We start from the raw sequence: 16,529 nt of genomic DNA, 5'->3' as shown, positions 1-16,529 counted from the left end.
AAGGAAGAAGGAAGTTACTTTGTCCAAAGATTCACTTGTAAAAGGAACAATTATTCTAACCGTCGCCGCACTTGTGGCGCGGTTTCTTGGTGTGTTTCAACGTATCCCGCTTGTCTACTTGTTAGGCGATGAGGGGATGGGGTCTTATTCAATTGCTTTTAACTTATATTCAGTACTTCTCGTCGTTGCAACAGCAGGTATTCCGAGTGCACTTAGCAAAATGATCTCTGAGCGTATCGCGCTTGGTAGACATGAAGAAGCAGATCGAATTTATCGGGCAGCGATTTTGTTTGCAGTAGTTGCTGGGATTATCGCGGCAGGCGTACTGTTCGCTCTATCGGAATGGTTCGCTGCGGGCGTGTCGAAAGATCCGATGGCGATTCTAGCTACACAGGCTGTTGCGCCGGGATTATTGTTATTCCCAATCATTGCAGTGATGAGGGGATATTTCCAAGGTCGCCAACATATGATGCCTAACGGTGTCTCTCAAGTTGTGGAGCAAATTTTCCGTCTAGTTGTTGCGGTAGGTCTTGCTTATGCACTACTAAGTGTATCGCATGAATGGGCGATTGCAGGTGCATCATTCGGTGGTGTAGCAGGTGGTGTGGCAGCTCTTGGTGTCATGATCTACTACACATTGAAGCTGAAACGTAAGGATGCGGGAGAAGCAAGTTCTAGTGCGAAGTCTGTAACGGCGGATACTAAGAAAGGTGCTAAGCAGCCTGCTTCGAATACACCTGTGCTTACAAGCTACGGCAGTATTTATGGGGCACTTCTCAAGCTATCGATCCCAATCGTTATCTTCTCTATTACGGTAACACTTGTGTACAGCATTGATTCTTCATCAGTAATCCCATTGTTGCAGGATAAATTCACGACAGATGGTGCTAGAGAGTTGCTTGGTATTTTGGGTGGGCGTGCCCAATCGCTTGCGGGTATTCCAATCATTCTGGCGATTGCACTTAGTCAATCCGTTGTACCTCTAATCTCTTCTTCATTCTCGCGTGGAGAGATGGATCATGTGAAGCATCATACTTCACGTGTGCTCCAGCTATCGATCTTGACAGGCTTGCCAATGGTATTGTTAATCGTACTTGCTGCAAGACCGCTGGATGGATTTATTTTTGGATATGAAAAGAGTGTGTACGGCTATGAGAACGCGCCATACATCATTGGTTTACTCACAATTAGTGCGATGTTCCAGATCATCATGCAAACCTCAGGAGCTGTGCTGATGGGAATGGGACGAATGAAACCACTTATGCTTGCCGTAGTTGTCGGTGTCGGAGCTAAGGTAGCACTTAATTATATCCTTGCGCCTTCCCTTGATATTTATGGGATTGTGCTTGCGACGATGACGTGCTTTATCATCATGTCATTCATGAACATTCGCGTGCTTCACAAAGCAGTGCCGTTTAAAGTGTTCTCTAGTCGCAGATGGATCGGACTTATCGTCTCAACGATCGTCATTTGTGCTGTAGGCTTTGGACTTGAGTATGTGACACATACTTACTTGCATCCATTTGGTATTGATCGTCTGAACGAAGGTTTGAATGCATCTATCGTAAGTATCGTTGTCATCGCGATGTATCCGCTTATGCTTATGCTGACTAAAGTTGTGACGAAGGAAGATGTACGTAATCTACCAGGTCCGATTCAGAAGATCATCGGCAAAGTGTCTCGAATTACAAAGCGTGGACAAGCATCATCTTAACTGTAAATGTAAAATAAACCAGAAGGGCAATGTGCTCTTCTGGTTTTTTGGTATTCGCCTAGTAACGACAAGTAACATCCTCCCGATACTTCGTCGGAACATCCCCAATAATAGCCTTGAACTGCCGGTTGAACGTCTTAACAGAATCGAATCCCGCTCTATAGGCAATATCACTGATGGGCAGATTGGTTGCACCTAGATAAGCTCTCGCGTACGCGATCCGTAGCCATGTTAACAATTCGGCAAAGCTTTGACCGAAATAACCGGAAATGAGCTTTGTTAGCTTTGTTTCATTCATTCCAAGTGCTTCGGCTACACTTTTCGTAGATAGAGGTTCTTCAATATGTAGTGAGATATAGCTATAAATGCAATACGCATTATCATTGTCTGGCGCAGGTAATGTGGTGGTGCGAACCTCCTTCTGGCTCCGATAATCCCCAGGGGCTACTCCAATATATTTTTCAAATGCACGATAGAAAGCAATCATCGTAGAGTACCCGACACTTTGCGCTATATATTGAATCGTTAATCCTTCAAAATGCAGGAGCGCGCGTGCCGTTCGAATTCGTACTTGATGGACGTTGTCTGTGAAATTATAGCCTGTGGCAAGCCGCAGTGTACGATTCAGTGCATCAGCACTCATGCTGAATTTTCGTGCGATCCCTGCTGCACTTAGTGGTTCGTGGAAATGCAGGTGAATATGCTGCAAGATTTTCCACACCTGTGAATGTGATTGTTGCTCTATTACGGTGTAAGCTTGTTCGGCTTTTCGTGTAAAGTGGACATAGAGCTGCATCGCAAGCAGTACTATCATGTTCGTCTGCATGAACGACTCTCGACTTACTTCTTGCTGCAACGATTGCAGGATTGCAGCAATTTCTTGCTGTTCCTGCTCCTCACAATCAACAACGACAGGTCCTTCCATAATTGCCTCATAGGCAATATTTCGATCATTGCTGCTAATGTCCATCCAGATCATAATGCTGAGGTCGATCGTAATCACATACTGCTCAATTGGTTCATCTACAATAATTTCGTGAAAATGAAATGGGAACAGCATCGCGAAGCTCCCTGCACAAAGCTTATGTTCTACACCGTTCACAACAAGTCGCCCCGTACCAGCCGTCACATAGAGCAGTTCCACATGCTCATGCTTATGGAGTGGAAAATGATGATTGATTTGCTGTTTCTCTATGGTGACATAAGATCCTTGAGGTTGATCCGTTGAAAAATAATGTTTTCCCGCGTGTAAACTGAACTTGGAGTTGAGAAAAGTTTGTTTGGACATATGGAATGTTGCTCCTTCACCAAAGCTTTATTTTCAAAAAAATGATAGGGATTTACATAAAAATGTCTAGCTTTATGTATGAAGTTATCACTTAAGCAAGTAGTAAGATGTGTGATAATTCACGAATTTGACCTTAAAAAACGAAAGTTTTGTGGACGAAATAGACTTTGTTCCAAAATGCACAATGTTATACTGTCGGTATCAAGTCAAACATTAGATTCCTAAGATCGAAGGGAGACAGATCGATATGAAATTCAAACAGTTATTTAGCAAAATTCAATTAAAAGGGTTAGAGCTTAAGAACCGCGTAATTTTTCCAGCAATGGGAACGAAGATGGCAGATACGCAAGGGTATGTGACGCAGCAGCTGATCGATTACCATGTTGCTCGCGTAAAAGGTGGTTGTGGACTCAATATTGTAGAGGTTTGCAGTGTGCATGCTCCAAGTGCGCCGGCGAAATTTTTAAATATATCAGATGATAAATTCATTCCTGGTCTTCGTAAAATGGCAGATGCAATTCGCGAAGCAGGCGGGAAATCGTCTTTGCAATTATGGCAGGGTGGACTTGCGGTTAGTGGTGACTCATCAGCGATGGTGATTTTGCCAAGTGATATGCCAGTAAGTCCAGAGTACACGATTCCTGGGGCATCGATCGAAGTGATTGATGAGGTTGTACAAGCTTTTGGTGCGGCGGCTAGACGGGCAGTTGAAGCAGGTTTTGATTGTGTGGAGATTCATAGTGCCCATAACTATATGCTGCATTCGTTCCTAAGCCCAGCGCTGAATCATCGACAAGATGAGTATGGGGGATCTTTTGAAAATCGATGCCGATTTCCGCTTGCTGTAATACGTGAAATTCGTAACAATGTACCGGGTGAGATGCCAATCTTCATGCGTGTCGATGCACATGATGACTATCTAGAGGGTGGTCTTACGATTGAAGACACAATCGCCTACTGCAAGTTGGCGAAAGAAGCAGGTGTTGATGTGCTAGACGTATCGCGTGGCAATATCATCACAGCAGCGATTAAATATGAAGTGCCTCCAGTGGACATTCCACAAGGTTTTAACGTAGATAATGCTGCGCAAATCCGTGCGGAAGTAGGGCTGCCGACGATTGCTGTAGGTCGCATTAACGAACCTCAGTTAGCAGAGGACATTCTAGCAGCAGATAAAGCAGACATGGTGGTCATTGGTCGTGCACAGCTTGCTGACCCTGAATTCTGCAACAAGGCGATGGCAGGGCTTGAAGATGAGATTGTTCGCTGTGTAGGGTGCAACCAAGGATGCTTTGATGGATTCTGTGATCCGAACCAGCCGTACATTACATGTCTCCGCAATCCTGCTCTTGGACGCGAACGCGAGATGGAATTACAGAAGACGACAGCACCGAAGAAGGTGCTCATCGCAGGTGGTGGCATGGGTGGATTACATGCAGCAATTACCCTTAAACATCGTGGGCATCATCCGATTCTATGTGAAGCAACCGATACGCTTGGTGGTCAGTTCCTGCTCGCAGGTGTAGCTCCTCGTAAGGAAGAGATGACAGCTGCAGCCGTATGGGAAGGTGGAGAAGCACGCCGAGTAGGTGTGGAAATTCGTCTGAATACGCCTGTAACGCCAGCTTTAATTGAAGAGATCAAGCCAGATGCAGCGATTATTGCAATTGGTGCAGAGTCGATCATTCCTGCAATTCCAGGTGTAAATCTGCCGCATGTCAGCAATTCGCATGATGTGCTTAAAGGCAAAGTGAAGCCTAAGGGGCATGTTGTTGTTGTAGGTGGTGGACTCGTTGGACTTGAAGTTGCAGAACTTCTTGCTGAGAAAGAGCACCAGAAAGTAACAGTTGTCGAGATGAATCGTGAAGTCGCTGCTGATCTAGGTCAACTTCGCAAAATCTGTGTGATGGAGAACATCTACATGGCAGGCATCACTCCGATGGTTGAGGCGAAATGTATATCGATTGAAGAGGGCAAAGTTGTAGTCGAGCATGGCGGTAAGCTTCAGGAGATTGCATGTGACTCGGTTGTTATTGCGATTGGTGTAAGATCGACTCCGACGAAGGCATTAGAAGAGCAGTGTGAGGCTATGGGCATACCCTGTCATGTTGTGGGCGATGCACTTAAGGCAAGACGTGCGCTCAATGCAATTGCAGAAGCAGATCATGCAGCTAGAGCGCTTTAAATATTGTGTTTTTACGAAGACGGCGCTGGAATTTGATTCGGTGTCGATTTTAATTGTAAAGATCAATTTACAATTTTGTGCGACTATTCTCGTATTCTTACGTATAAACATTTGTAGAGTTATGACTATTAACTCAATACATACATAGGGAGTGGTAAGATGTTGTTGAAAAAATGGAAATTGCTTCTAAGCGCGAGTCTAGCAGTAATGCTCTTGGTGCTTACAGGCTGCTCAAGTTTGGCGGGATTTGATGCAAGTAAAGTAATGGTAAATGGGATGAAAGTAACATCTTCTGAGTCCAATTCAACGATTGCAATTGAAGTTGTTCCTGGTGACAATTCTTCATTGCCTGCGGAAGATAAAGCAATGTTTGAACTTATTAAATCTATTAAACTTACTTTTGACAATACAAAGCAGCAAGATGAGAATGTATCTACAACTGGTAAGTTAAGTATTGGAACACGTACGGTTCCGTTTAAATTTGCAGTAGACAAGAACGCAATGACCATTCAAATCGAAGGTGCGAAGAAGCCAATCGTCTTGGATCTAAAAGGACAAGATGATGCAACGCTAATGTTATTTGCACAAAGTGGTTTAAACCAGAAAGAACTTCAAGACAAGATTAAAGAATTAGCACCTACATTTGCAGACTTCTTCGTGAAGAACGCAACAACACCTAAAGGTGTTTCCGTTAAATCTGTTACTGAGAAAATTAATGGCGAAAGCGTAAGCTTAGTGAATTTGCATGGTGAGCTAAATGGCGCTGACATCATTCAATTCGTGAAGGAACTATTAACGAACATCTCTAAAGACGAGAAAGGTTTGAAAGACCTAATCGGCAGCTTATATGATGTGGGTCTTCCAATTGTAAAAGAAGCAATGAAACAAGCGCCAGAAGCAGGAGAGCTTCCAGCGATGTTCGAGAAGAAAGAGCTTGCAGTAGGTTTCATCTACCAAGCAATCGTTGCTGAACTTCCAAAAGTTATCGAAGGTTTAGATAGCCTTGCGAAAGAAGATGCATTCTCTACAAGCCTACTTAAAGATTCCGGCATTAAATTCGACGTTGCTGTGGACAGTTCACTTAATATCCGCAAGCAAAACGTCGAGTTTAACGTAAAAATGCCTGAGGGTATCGATAAATCAGCACCTAAATCGATTAATGTTAAAGTAACGAATGAATATTGGAACGTAAATAAGCCAGTGAAAGTGGATACAATTGATACATCTGCTGGCGCGATCGTAGTTAATCCTGCAGATCCAAACGGAGCAGATTCACTATCTCTTCCGAAAATGTTGAAAAACTTGGATACGCAATCTGATGTGTATAAGCTTCTTGTGAACGACTTCAAAGTAACGAAGAAGAACATTAACTTGTTCGTTGAAGATGAAGCAGACGCAGAGGATTATGGTTTCCCAACACCTTATAAAGCAAACAGTGACACAACGATGGTACCTGCTCGTTTTGTTGCACAAAGCTTGGACGGTTTAGTAAAATGGGATGAAGCTGCAAACAAAATTACAATTACTGATGAGTGGACAGGTAAAGTCATTGTTTTAACAATTGATTCTAAAACTGCGCTTGTGGATGGTAAATCCGTGGATATGGACGCAGCTGCAACACTCAAAAATGGTTCTACTTTTGTTCCACTTCGCTTCATTGCTGACCAATTTGGCGCAAAAGTAGCATGGAACGAAGAAGCGCAGCTAGTGACGATTACTCGTGACTAACACATTGTAGGAAAGCTTGAGGGGATCAACATGCAAAAAGTAAATCAAGAGCAGCAATTCCGTGATATTATCGCAGGTGATAAATTGACGATTGCGGTATTTAAAGCGGTATGGTGCAAGGATTGTCATTTCATCGATCCTTTTATGCCGGATTTAGAGAAACAATATGCAGATCAAGTAACTTTCATTGAGCTTGATCGTGATGAGGTACTGGATTTGTGTGATGAGCTTAACATCCTTGGTATCCCAAGCTTTATTGCATTCCGTAACGGCCAAGAAGTTGTTCGTTTCGTAAGTAAATTACGTAAGACACGTGAAGAAATCGAGCAATTCGTTGATCGTGCGATTGCAGTTTCCACAGAGTTAAGCAAGTAAGGCTAGACGCAAAGAGACATGTTATCAGATTTAATCTGAAACATGTCTTTTTTTGCATTTGCCCTTCAATCGTTTGTCACAATTGTGAATAGCATTGCTTTCAGAATATCGCTATAATTAAGGGTGGAATCAATCGAGACAGGGCGTGTTTATTTTTGGAAAAACGTATAAAAACCTTATCTTTCCTTACAACACTCATGATGTTATTCGTACTTATTGGCGGCGCCATCGTAACGAAGACCGATTCAGGTAAAGCTTGCGGTGATACATGGCCGCTATGTCATGGAGAGTTTATTCCAGCATTTACGATTTCGAAATTTATTGAGTATAGTCATCGTTATGTGTCAGGAGCGGCAGGACTACTACTGCTTGCTACGACTATATTGGTCTGGATTTATATTAAGCGTAAAGATGCGAAGTGGTTCTCAGCAGGTGCAGGATTGTTCACGATTATTCAAGCTTATCTAGGCGCAATGGCAGCGCTATCTGAACCAACTTCAATCGTTAAAGCCTTACATTTTGGTATATCACTTATTGCATTTGCTTTCACCTTATTATTATGGCTTGTGTTTACAAAATGGGGGAATTACAACACAGCGGAAGCCGCACAGTCTCTTCGCAAAATGTCCCTTGGCTTTGCAGCTATGATTTGGGGAACACTAATTTTTACATATGTAGCTGTATACTTTGGCGCTTATGTGCGTCATACAGAATCATCAGGCGGTTGCTCAGGTTGGCCGCTCTGTAATGGGGAAATCATTCCCGAATTAACAGGTGCAACAGGTGTTATATTCACCCATCGTGTGATTGCACTTGCCTTATTGCTATACACGATCGTTGTCGTAAGGATTGCGGTAACTCGTTTCCGTGATATTGAGCAAGTTCGTATTGGCGCTTGGTGGGCACTTGGACTGCTCGTTGCACAAATTTTCAGTGGTGCATCTGTGACATTCACCTTACAAAGTGATTGGTATTTGGTAACAGCGTTAATTCATGCAGTGTTAATTTCAGGATTGTTTGCGATTCTAAGCTATTTGTGCGTACTTACGATCTATGCACATTTTGCACAACAATTAAATGTCTCGAAGAAGAATAACTTCCGTTCCTAATCTTGTGTATCCGAGGTGAGAGTTATGCTGCGTTTTCTATTCGATGAATCGCCAAGAGTGAATAATGAAGAGCTACAACATGTGTTTGATGCGATTCGTGATGTGGAGCATGGCCTGTCCGAAGGACGGACGAACCTCACTGTTCCTCTTGAGAAAATGCGCTTGCTTGAACTTTGGTGCGCAGCTTTTGTGGATGGCGTCAATGAGCTGGAGCAGAGCACTTACTGTGCTAGGCGATTTGCTGAGAAAGTGAGCAAGCCACTGCTTGAAGAGATGACAGAGCAAGAGAAGATGGACTATTATCGCTTTGTTTATTTTTATAAAAATGGTCTGATCCGCGTGTTCTCACTTCTTGATAAATTGGGTTACTTCATGAACGAGTCGTTAGGACTGCAAACCGAGAAGATGAAGATCAAGTATTCGTTCTTTACGGTTCTTCGTAATATGTATCAGAATCATCTGCATGTGAAGTTAAATGATGATTTATTTATGTTGAAGCAAGACCATAAGGATGTACTTGCGAAATTACGCAAGCAGCGCAATATGGAAATTCACTACATCAATATGGATATGATGGACGATTTGGCTCTTTCGCGTCTTGTAGAAGGACAAGATGACGATCGAATCCGCATTGAGAACGCGAAAGAACATGCACAGAACTTGCATGCTGCGTATGAGATGGTATGTCGCTGCCTACTAACCGTATTTACTTATATTCGAAAATAGCATCAGATGGCATGGAGGGGAGACCATGATAGAACAGCGTAAAGTTGCGCTCATAACGGGCAGCAGCTCAGGACTTGGTCGTACAACTGCGATGGCACTAGCCCATCAAGGCTATGATATTGCAGTGAACTATGTACATAGTGTTAACGAAGCACATCTCCTCGTGAGCCAAATTCAAGAGGTAGGCGTTCAGGCAGTTGCGATTCAAGCAGATGTATCTATTACGGCAGATGTTCATCGACTAGTCGATGAGACGCAGCGACTTCTTGGTGGCATTGATATTCTAGTAAACAATGCAGGTCCGTTCGTACGTGAACGCAGACTATTTGCAGACTACAGTTTAGAAGAGATTGACTACTTGGTTCGGGGAAATTTGCTTAGTGTTATGCAACTCGATGCACTTGTATTGCCGCATATGCGAACATCTGGATGGGGACGTATTATTCACTTTGGGTTTGGACGAGCAAGTGAAGCGAGAGGTTGGCCGCATCGAGCTGTATATGCAGCTGCGAAGGTCGGACTCGTTTCTTTTACAAAGACACTCGCAGAAGAAGAAGCAGCAAATGGTATTACAGTCAATATGATCGCACCGGGTGACATTCGAGGCGCAAACAAAGAGAAGATGATTGCAGAGGCCCTACATATCATTGATGAAGAAACACCGCGAGGACGACCAGGTACAGGTGAAGATGTGTCACGAATGATCGCCTTCCTATGCTTGCCACAGTCTGACTTCATTACGGGGAATGTCATTGATATTACGGGCGGGTTAGACCCGATTAAGACGATTCCTGTAAAGAAGAAGGCGACATCTTTAGAATAATGAAGGGCGTGTAAGAAGTTGTTAGCTATCGTACTATTTATTGTAGCAGGCTTAGCTGAGATTGGCGGGGGTTATCTCGTCTGGTTGTGGCTTAGAGAATCGAAGCCGTATTGGTACGGCATTGTTGGAAGTGTAATTCTAATCGCCTATGGCATCATACCTACCTTACAGAACTTCCCTTCATTTGGCCGCGTTTACGCTGCTTATGGAGGAGTTTTTGTCATATTGGCTGTATTCTGGGGCTGGTTAGTCGATAAGAAAACACCGGATATGTATGACTGGATCGGGGCTGCTGTCTGTCTAGTTGGAGTTAGCATCATGTTGTGGGCACCTCGGAATTAATGCAAGGATGGAAGAGGGGGCAAGGAACGAATGAAGTTACTTGGAATTGATGTAGGCACAACGAATATTAAGGCAGGTTTGTTTGCGGGCAACGGTTCAACGATTCGAATTGCCAGTAGACCCACACCGACGCAGCAGACAAGTGAAGGGCACTATTATTACGAACCGGAAACATTGTGGCGCACCGTAGCAGAAGTTATTCAAGAAGCGGCTCAAGCTGCCAAGCCTAGTGAAATTTCCGGTATCGGTATTACGAGCATGGCGGAGGCGGGACTCGTACTGGATGTACAATCCGATAAACCGCGCTCCGTTATTATCCCTTGGTTCGATACACGAACGAAGGATCAAGCGGAGCGAATCGGTCGTGAGTGCGATCCACTTGATCGCTTTGCCAAATCTGGACTACGCGCTAGTTACAAGCAGGGTTTAGCTAAGCTACTGTGGCTTCGTGAACATGAACAAGTGAATTTGACGAATGCGAAGTGGCTATCCATGGCTGACTACATTACATATCGCTTAACAGGTAAGATGGCAACAGACTACACACTGGCAGCTCGTACATTTGCTTATCGGATCGATACGAAGAGTTGGGATGTAGATTGGATTCGCCATTTCGGATTGGAGTCGGACTTGTTCCCTGATGTGGTGCCTGCAGGTACTTCGATTGGAACGGTGAAGAATGAACTTGCGGCAGAGCTCGGTGTACATGGATCTACAACTGTTGCAATCGGTGGACATGATCATGTATGCGCGGCATTGTCTGTAGGCGCTATTCATCCGGGTATTGTGTTTGATTCAATGGGAACGGCTGAAACATTGATTGGTGTACTGCCAGATCGTCCATTAGGTAAAGTGGAATTTGATACGGGACTTTCATACGGATGCCATGTGGCAGGCGGTAATCGCAACTTCTGGATGGGCGGCATTAATGCTTCTGGCGGGTCAGTGGAATGGCTTCGAACGAAACTTGCGGATCAAGAGCTGACTTATGAGCAGATGGCGCAGTTATTATCTCGCACGAAGTTAGGTCCGACAGGTATTCTGTACTATCCGTATTTGTCAGGCAGCGGTGCGCCGCAATCAGACCCATCTGCTAAAGCAGCATTTATCGGACTTGCGAAGCAGCATGATAAAGGCGATATGCTCAAGGCTGTGCTCGAAGGACTTGCTTATGAGATGGAATCGATTCGTCGTGTGGCTGAAAAAGTTGCCGGTGAGACGATTGATCGAGTAATTGCTGTAGGCGGAGGAACGCGTAATTTGCACCTGATGCAAGCTAAAGCTGACGTATCTGGATGTACAATGGTAATCTCGAACGTTTCAGAGGCAGGACTGCTGGGTGCGGCGATGATTGGTGGAATGGGAGCGGGTCTATTTGCAAGTACGGATGAAGCAGTGAGACATATTGGGTCCGAACAGTCACGACTAGCGCTAGATCGTGTCATAGAGCCGAATATACAGCATCATCAACAGTATCAACAAATATATCAAGATGGATATATGGTGCTGCAGAAACCATTGCGACAGTTCTATCAACAAAAATTGTTATAAATTGGCACTCATTATTAGTTAATCTTTACAAAAAATAAAGACATGAAAACAGGGGATAAACCTGTTATCGTGCCTTTATTTTTTTTGAAAAAGGCTGTCGTGTCAGTGGTTTGATAGTGGTTGTACAAAAGTCTGTGATTTTTTATACATAGGCTGTTTGTGAAACGTGTTACAATGTTTTTGAATTAAAAAGCGGGGGGACATTACACAATGAGAAAACTATCAACGATTTTAGCAGCAGTATTGATTGTTGGTTTACTTGCAGGTTGCGGCGGCAATGCTAACAAAAATGCAGCTTCACCATCTCCAGCAGCGGGACAAAATGCTGAACAAGGTAAATACAAAGATGGCGCATATTATGCTGAAAGTGAATATGACGAAAAAGGCATGAAGGGCGCTGTAGTCCTTAATGTTAAAGACGGCAAAATCACTGACGTTAACTGGACTGAAGTAAGTAAAGCTGCAGGTCCTGATAAAAAAGAACTTTCCAAAACTGGTAAGTACGGTATGAAAGAAAAAGGTAAAGCTCAATCTGAATGGCACGAGCAAGCTGAAAAGGTTGAAAAGTTCTTAGTTGAAAAACAAGACCTTGCAGCGCTCGCTTTGAAAGATGAAGAAGGTCACACAGATGCAGTATCTGGTGTATCCATCAAAGTTAAAGGTTTCACAACGTTAGTTACTAAAGCACTAGCAGCTGGTCCAGTTGAAGCTGGTCCTTACAAAGATGGTGCTTACCATGCAGAGCAAGCAGCATTCGCTGATTCTGGCTGGAAGTACAAAGTTGACCTTACAGTATTGAACGGTAAAATCGTTGCAGTGAACTGGAACGGTGTGAATAAAGATGGCGGCGACGACAAGAAGACGCTTGATAAAGCTGGTAAGTACGGCATGAAAGAAAAAGCTAAAGCTCAAGGTGAATGGTATGAAGAAGCTGAAAAAGCTGAAGCATTCTTGATCGAGAAACAAGATCCCAAAGCTGCAACACTTAAAGATGATGGTACAACAGATGCAATCACTGGCGTTTCCATCAACGTTAAAGATTTCTTCCAATTAGTTGAAGAAGCATTGAAAAATGCGAAGAAGTAATTAAATCTAAACATGTAAGTTTGGGTTACAACATCACAAGCGCAAATGCGATCTAATCGTGTTTGCGCTTGCGGTTTGCTACAAGGAATATCCTAAATAAACCCAAGAGGTGAAAAATTGTGAAAAATATCATAGTATTAGGCGGCGGATACGGCGGTATCCTAACGGCTAAAAAACTAGCTAAGAAATTTAAAAAAGATGCGGGATTCAAAATCACGCTTATCGATAAAAAACCTTATCACACTTTACTGACTGAGCTTCATGAAGTAGCGGCGTGCCGTGTTGAAGAAGATTCAATTAAAGTTGATTTGAAAAAAGTGTTTGCTGGCCGCGGTGTGGACGTTGTTCTTGATGATATCGACAACATCGACTTCAAAGGCAATAAGCTTCACTCGAAATCGAGCAAGACTTATGACTACGATTACCTCGTAATCGGTACAGGTAGCAAGCCATCCTTCTTCGGTATCCCAGGTGCAGAAGAGCATGCATTCTCCCTATGGTCATTTGAGAATGCAGTAACATTGAAGCATCAAATCCGTAACATGTTCGAGCAAGCAACGAAAGAAACGGACCCTAAAGCTCGCGCAGAAATGCTTACTTTCGTTGTTGTAGGTGCAGGTTTCACAGGTATTGAGATGATCGGTGAGCTTGGCGAGTATAGAGAGCAGCTATGCCAAGAGTTCTACGTAGATCCATCTGAAGTAAGACTTGTAGTTGCAGATATGGCACCGAAAATTTTGCCAATTTTACCAGATAAACTGATCCAAAAAGCTCAAAAGCGCCTAGACAAAATGGGTATCGAAGTGATCACAGGTACACAAATTAGTGGTGTAACTCCGAACTCTGTTATCCTTGGTGATAAAGGTGAGCTTAACTCCAGAACTGTTGTTTGGACAGCGGGTGTTGAAGGTTCAGACCTAGTGGGTAACCTAGATGTATCTCAACAAGGTAGAAAACGTATCTTAACAAACGACAAGCTTCAAAGCGTTGACCACAACAATGTATTCGTTGTTGGGGATAACATCTTCTATATTCCAGAAGGTGAAGAAAGACCAGTTCCACAAATGGTTGAGAATGCGGAACTTGCGGCACCGCTAGTTGCGCACAACATTCATGCAGATGTATACAACTTACAGAAAAAATCATACAAGCCTACGTTCCACGGTACGATGGTATGTATCGGTGGTCGTTACGGGGTTGCTAACATCGGTTCTGGTAACAAAATGTTCATGTTCAGCGGCTTCATGGCGATGTTCTTCAAGCACTTTATTAACTTGTTCTACCTATGCCAAGTTGCTGGCTTTAACAAATGTTATTCTTACATGAAGCATGAGTTTTTCCACATAAAGAACAACCGTACAATGGTGGGTGGCTTGCTATCCAAGCGTACACCGAACTTCTGGCTCGTTCCACTGCGTATCTTCGTCGGTGCAATGTGGTTTACTGAGGGTTGGAAGAAGATTGGTAAGGTAATCGAAGATCCGAACAATATCTTCTTGATTCCTGCTAAAGTTGTTGATGGTGCTTCCGCGGCTTCTCAAGCAGCTGAAGGTGCAGCGGGAGAAGCGGCTAACGCAGTTGCAGCTCTTCCAGTTCCAGATTTCATCGCAAGTATGGTTAATGGTTCGATGGACCTCTTCTTCTACAATGCAGATGGTGGCTTTACGGCACTTGCTTCTATCTTCCAGACAGGTATGGTTGTCGGTGAGATCGTGTTCGGCTTGATGTTAATCGCAGGCTTGTTCACTCCACTTGCTGCACTTGGAACTATTGCAATGGGGCTTATGATTTATACATCCGGTATGGCTCCATACGAAATGCTATGGTACATCTTCGCAGCAATCGCACTTATTGGCGGTTCCGGTAGCGTATTGTCCCTAGACTACTATGTAATCCCACGCCTTAAGCGTATTTGGAAGAAGATTCCTTTGGTTAAAAAATGGTACCTGTTTGCTGATTAATTCAGCTTCATAATTGAATAGACTTTGTTGATCGGGAAGGAGTAATGTGGACGGTGTTCAGCTGTACATTACTCCTTTCTATTCCTAAGGGAGGATAAACAAAATGAAATCATTAAACCATCCATTGCTTCTGGATACGATTCAAATGCTGCAAGATTCACTTTCTCAAGAAGCAAAAGTTACTTTAACACCTGATTATCGTGCTCTACACAATATGGTTCAATTAATTGAGTCGTACCAAATGGAAGGTTTGCAGCGTCAACACGTACTTGGTTGCTATATTTTACTTCATATGTCTTTAATGAAGCATCAAGGATTAAGCTTGGCTGACGGGCAGCTAACGAAACACATCTTGGATGGCGATTATTTGTGCAGCATGTACTATGATTTAGCAATGAAGTGGGAGCTCTTTGGTTTGCTCACATTCCTCGCTCCTGTACACAAGCAAATTCAAATTTCGCGGGTACAAGGCGATAAGAAGGACTTTTTATTAACACAACGATTCCAGCAATATTTAAATAAAAATTATGCGAGGGTCAGCGATGAAGCTATCTAATGCTTTACATATCGACATCGCTCGAATTGATAAAGAAATGCTCCGTATTGTGAAGTATGACCGTGATGTACCAAGGCATTCCATTATTCAAAAAAGTGTGGAGAACCTTGTCGCATCAGGTGGCAAAAGGCTTCGACCGATGATGGTTATCGTCGGTAGCAGGTTTGGAGATAAGGCTAGTAAGACACAAGTGTTGCAGCTTGCTGCAGCAGCAGAACTCATCCACGTCGCCTCTCTCATCCATGACGATATTATTGATGAGTCTGACACGCGTCGAGGGCAACAAGCCCTACATAAAGCAACAGATGTGAACAAAGCCGTGCATGTGGCGAACTACTTAATGGCGCGCGTGGTGGAACTTCTAACCCAATTCGGTGAGGATGGACAGCAATTCATTCGTGAATTATCCGGTTTTACAACAAGCAAGTTGTGCTTGGGTGAATACCAACAGCTGAATAACCAATATAATTATGATATTCCGATGGAAACATATTTAGATAAAAGCAATAACAAAACCGCTGTGCTCATGGCAGCTTGTCTACAAGTTGGGGCTCAGATCGCAAAGGCGAAGCAGCCGGTCATTGAACAATTGTATGCTTTCGGTGAATACGTGGGCATGGCTTTTCAGATCAGAGATGATGTCCTCGATTTCACGCAATCCTCGGAGCAATTAGGTAAACCTGCCGGTATGGATCTGATTAACGGCCAAGTGACCCTACCCGTGCTTTATGCGCTGCAAGATCCTGATCTTGCCCCGCGTATTCGTGCGATACATGCAGACACACCTGCTGAGGAAGCTGCAGACGTCGTAGAAGCGATTCGCAAGAGCGGCGTAATGGCTCAGGTCTTGAATCAGAGCGAAGCTTATATGGACAAAGCACGCGACATCGTAAGGCAGTTAGAAGCATATGAGGCACACGAGGATTTAGAGCAAATATGGCGATACTTCGCCGCACGCGATCACTAGAGAAGATGCTTGAACCTGAGAGAAAGGTTTAAAGCATCTTTTTTAAGCTCGAATAATCATATATTTCCTTTTTTGAATGTGCTCAAAAAGTTAAACGAAGAAGAAAAGAATCAACTAT

General features: G+C 43.6%; 14 protein-coding genes. 13 read left to right on the top strand and 1 reads right to left on the bottom strand.

Annotation, left to right across the window (positions count from 1 at the left end):
- Positions 1–19 precede the first annotated feature (19 nt).
- Positions 20–1,714 (top strand): putative polysaccharide biosynthesis protein, encoded by a 1,695-nt coding sequence (locus tag NV379_RS21820; protein ID WP_258209460.1) that lies wholly within the window; start codon positions 20–22, stop codon positions 1,712–1,714.
- 58 nt (positions 1,715–1,772) lie between these two features.
- On the opposite strand, the gene NV379_RS21815 is transcribed toward NV379_RS21820, so the two are convergent.
- On the bottom strand, positions 1,773–3,002 hold the full coding sequence (locus NV379_RS21815; protein WP_258209459.1) for an AraC family transcriptional regulator: 1,230 nt from the start codon (positions 3,000–3,002) through the stop codon (positions 1,773–1,775).
- Positions 3,003–3,249: 247 nt separating this feature from the next.
- Here NV379_RS21815 and baiCD point away from each other — a divergent pair, with 247 nt between their 5' ends.
- From baiCD to NV379_RS21755, 12 genes are all read left to right on the top strand, one after another.
- Positions 3,250–5,187 carry a bile acid Fe-S flavoenzyme BaiCD gene (baiCD, locus tag NV379_RS21810; RefSeq protein WP_258209458.1) on the top strand — a complete coding sequence of 646 codons (1,938 nt, stop codon included), beginning with the start codon at positions 3,250–3,252 and terminating at the stop codon, positions 5,185–5,187.
- A gap of 159 nt (positions 5,188–5,346) precedes the next feature.
- A complete protein-coding gene (locus tag NV379_RS21805; RefSeq protein WP_258209457.1) occupies positions 5,347–6,915 on the top strand; it encodes a copper amine oxidase N-terminal domain-containing protein in 1,569 nt (522 codons plus the stop codon).
- Between the two features lie 30 nt (positions 6,916–6,945).
- Complete coding sequence (locus tag NV379_RS21800) at positions 6,946–7,290, top strand: thioredoxin family protein (protein WP_258209456.1); 345 nt, start codon at positions 6,946–6,948, stop codon at positions 7,288–7,290.
- Positions 7,291–7,445: 155 nt separating this feature from the next.
- On the top strand, positions 7,446–8,399 hold the full coding sequence (locus NV379_RS21795; protein WP_258209455.1) for a COX15/CtaA family protein: 954 nt from the start codon (positions 7,446–7,448) through the stop codon (positions 8,397–8,399).
- Between the two features lie 24 nt (positions 8,400–8,423).
- Positions 8,424–9,125 (top strand): Cthe_2314 family HEPN domain-containing protein, encoded by a 702-nt coding sequence (locus NV379_RS21790; protein ID WP_258209531.1) that lies wholly within the window; start codon positions 8,424–8,426, stop codon positions 9,123–9,125.
- Positions 9,126–9,150: 25 nt separating this feature from the next.
- The gene (locus NV379_RS21785; RefSeq protein WP_258209454.1) at positions 9,151–9,948 is read left to right on the top strand and encodes an SDR family oxidoreductase; all 798 of its coding nucleotides are present in this window, start codon (positions 9,151–9,153) and stop codon (positions 9,946–9,948) included.
- Positions 9,949–9,966: 18 nt separating this feature from the next.
- On the top strand, positions 9,967–10,290 hold the full coding sequence (locus NV379_RS21780) for a YnfA family protein (RefSeq protein WP_258209453.1): 324 nt from the start codon (positions 9,967–9,969) through the stop codon (positions 10,288–10,290).
- A gap of 30 nt (positions 10,291–10,320) precedes the next feature.
- The gene (locus NV379_RS21775; RefSeq protein ID WP_258209452.1) at positions 10,321–11,841 is read left to right on the top strand and encodes an FGGY-family carbohydrate kinase; all 1,521 of its coding nucleotides are present in this window, start codon (positions 10,321–10,323) and stop codon (positions 11,839–11,841) included.
- A gap of 210 nt (positions 11,842–12,051) precedes the next feature.
- Positions 12,052–12,927, top strand: a complete 876-nt coding sequence (locus NV379_RS21770) for an FMN-binding protein (protein ID WP_258209451.1) — start codon at positions 12,052–12,054, stop codon at positions 12,925–12,927.
- Between the two features lie 119 nt (positions 12,928–13,046).
- The gene (locus tag NV379_RS21765) at positions 13,047–14,888 is read left to right on the top strand and encodes an FAD-dependent oxidoreductase (RefSeq protein ID WP_258209450.1); all 1,842 of its coding nucleotides are present in this window, start codon (positions 13,047–13,049) and stop codon (positions 14,886–14,888) included.
- Positions 14,889–14,991: 103 nt separating this feature from the next.
- A complete protein-coding gene (locus tag NV379_RS21760; RefSeq protein WP_258209449.1) occupies positions 14,992–15,444 on the top strand; it encodes a hypothetical protein in 453 nt (150 codons plus the stop codon).
- Positions 15,431–16,411, top strand: coding sequence for a polyprenyl synthetase family protein (locus NV379_RS21755; RefSeq protein WP_258209448.1), 981 nt, complete (start codon positions 15,431–15,433; stop codon positions 16,409–16,411). The genes NV379_RS21760 and NV379_RS21755 overlap by 14 nt, the downstream gene beginning before the upstream one ends.
- Positions 16,412–16,529: the final 118 nt, after the last annotated feature.

This window comes from Paenibacillus radicibacter (assembly GCF_024721995.1).
Classification (GTDB): Bacteria; Bacillota; Bacilli; order Paenibacillales; family NBRC-103111; genus Paenibacillus_AM; species Paenibacillus_AM radicibacter.
This window is presented reverse-complemented; position numbering and strand designations above follow the sequence as displayed.

Coding starts and splice junctions, on each gene's coding strand:
- NV379_RS21815 (WP_258209459.1), bottom strand. CDS start 3,002: ATGTCCAAACAAACTTTTCTCAACTCCAAGTTCAGTTTACACGCGGGA.
- baiCD (WP_258209458.1), top strand. CDS start 3,250: ATGAAATTCAAACAGTTATTTAGCAAAATTCAATTAAAAGGGTTAGAG.
- NV379_RS21805 (WP_258209457.1), top strand. CDS start 5,347: ATGTTGTTGAAAAAATGGAAATTGCTTCTAAGCGCGAGTCTAGCAGTA.
- NV379_RS21800 (WP_258209456.1), top strand. CDS start 6,946: ATGCAAAAAGTAAATCAAGAGCAGCAATTCCGTGATATTATCGCAGGT.
- NV379_RS21790 (WP_258209531.1), top strand. CDS start 8,424: ATGCTGCGTTTTCTATTCGATGAATCGCCAAGAGTGAATAATGAAGAG.
- NV379_RS21785 (WP_258209454.1), top strand. CDS start 9,151: ATGATAGAACAGCGTAAAGTTGCGCTCATAACGGGCAGCAGCTCAGGA.
- NV379_RS21775 (WP_258209452.1), top strand. CDS start 10,321: ATGAAGTTACTTGGAATTGATGTAGGCACAACGAATATTAAGGCAGGT.
- NV379_RS21770 (WP_258209451.1), top strand. CDS start 12,052: ATGAGAAAACTATCAACGATTTTAGCAGCAGTATTGATTGTTGGTTTA.
- NV379_RS21760 (WP_258209449.1), top strand. CDS start 14,992: ATGAAATCATTAAACCATCCATTGCTTCTGGATACGATTCAAATGCTG.
- NV379_RS21755 (WP_258209448.1), top strand. CDS start 15,431: ATGAAGCTATCTAATGCTTTACATATCGACATCGCTCGAATTGATAAA.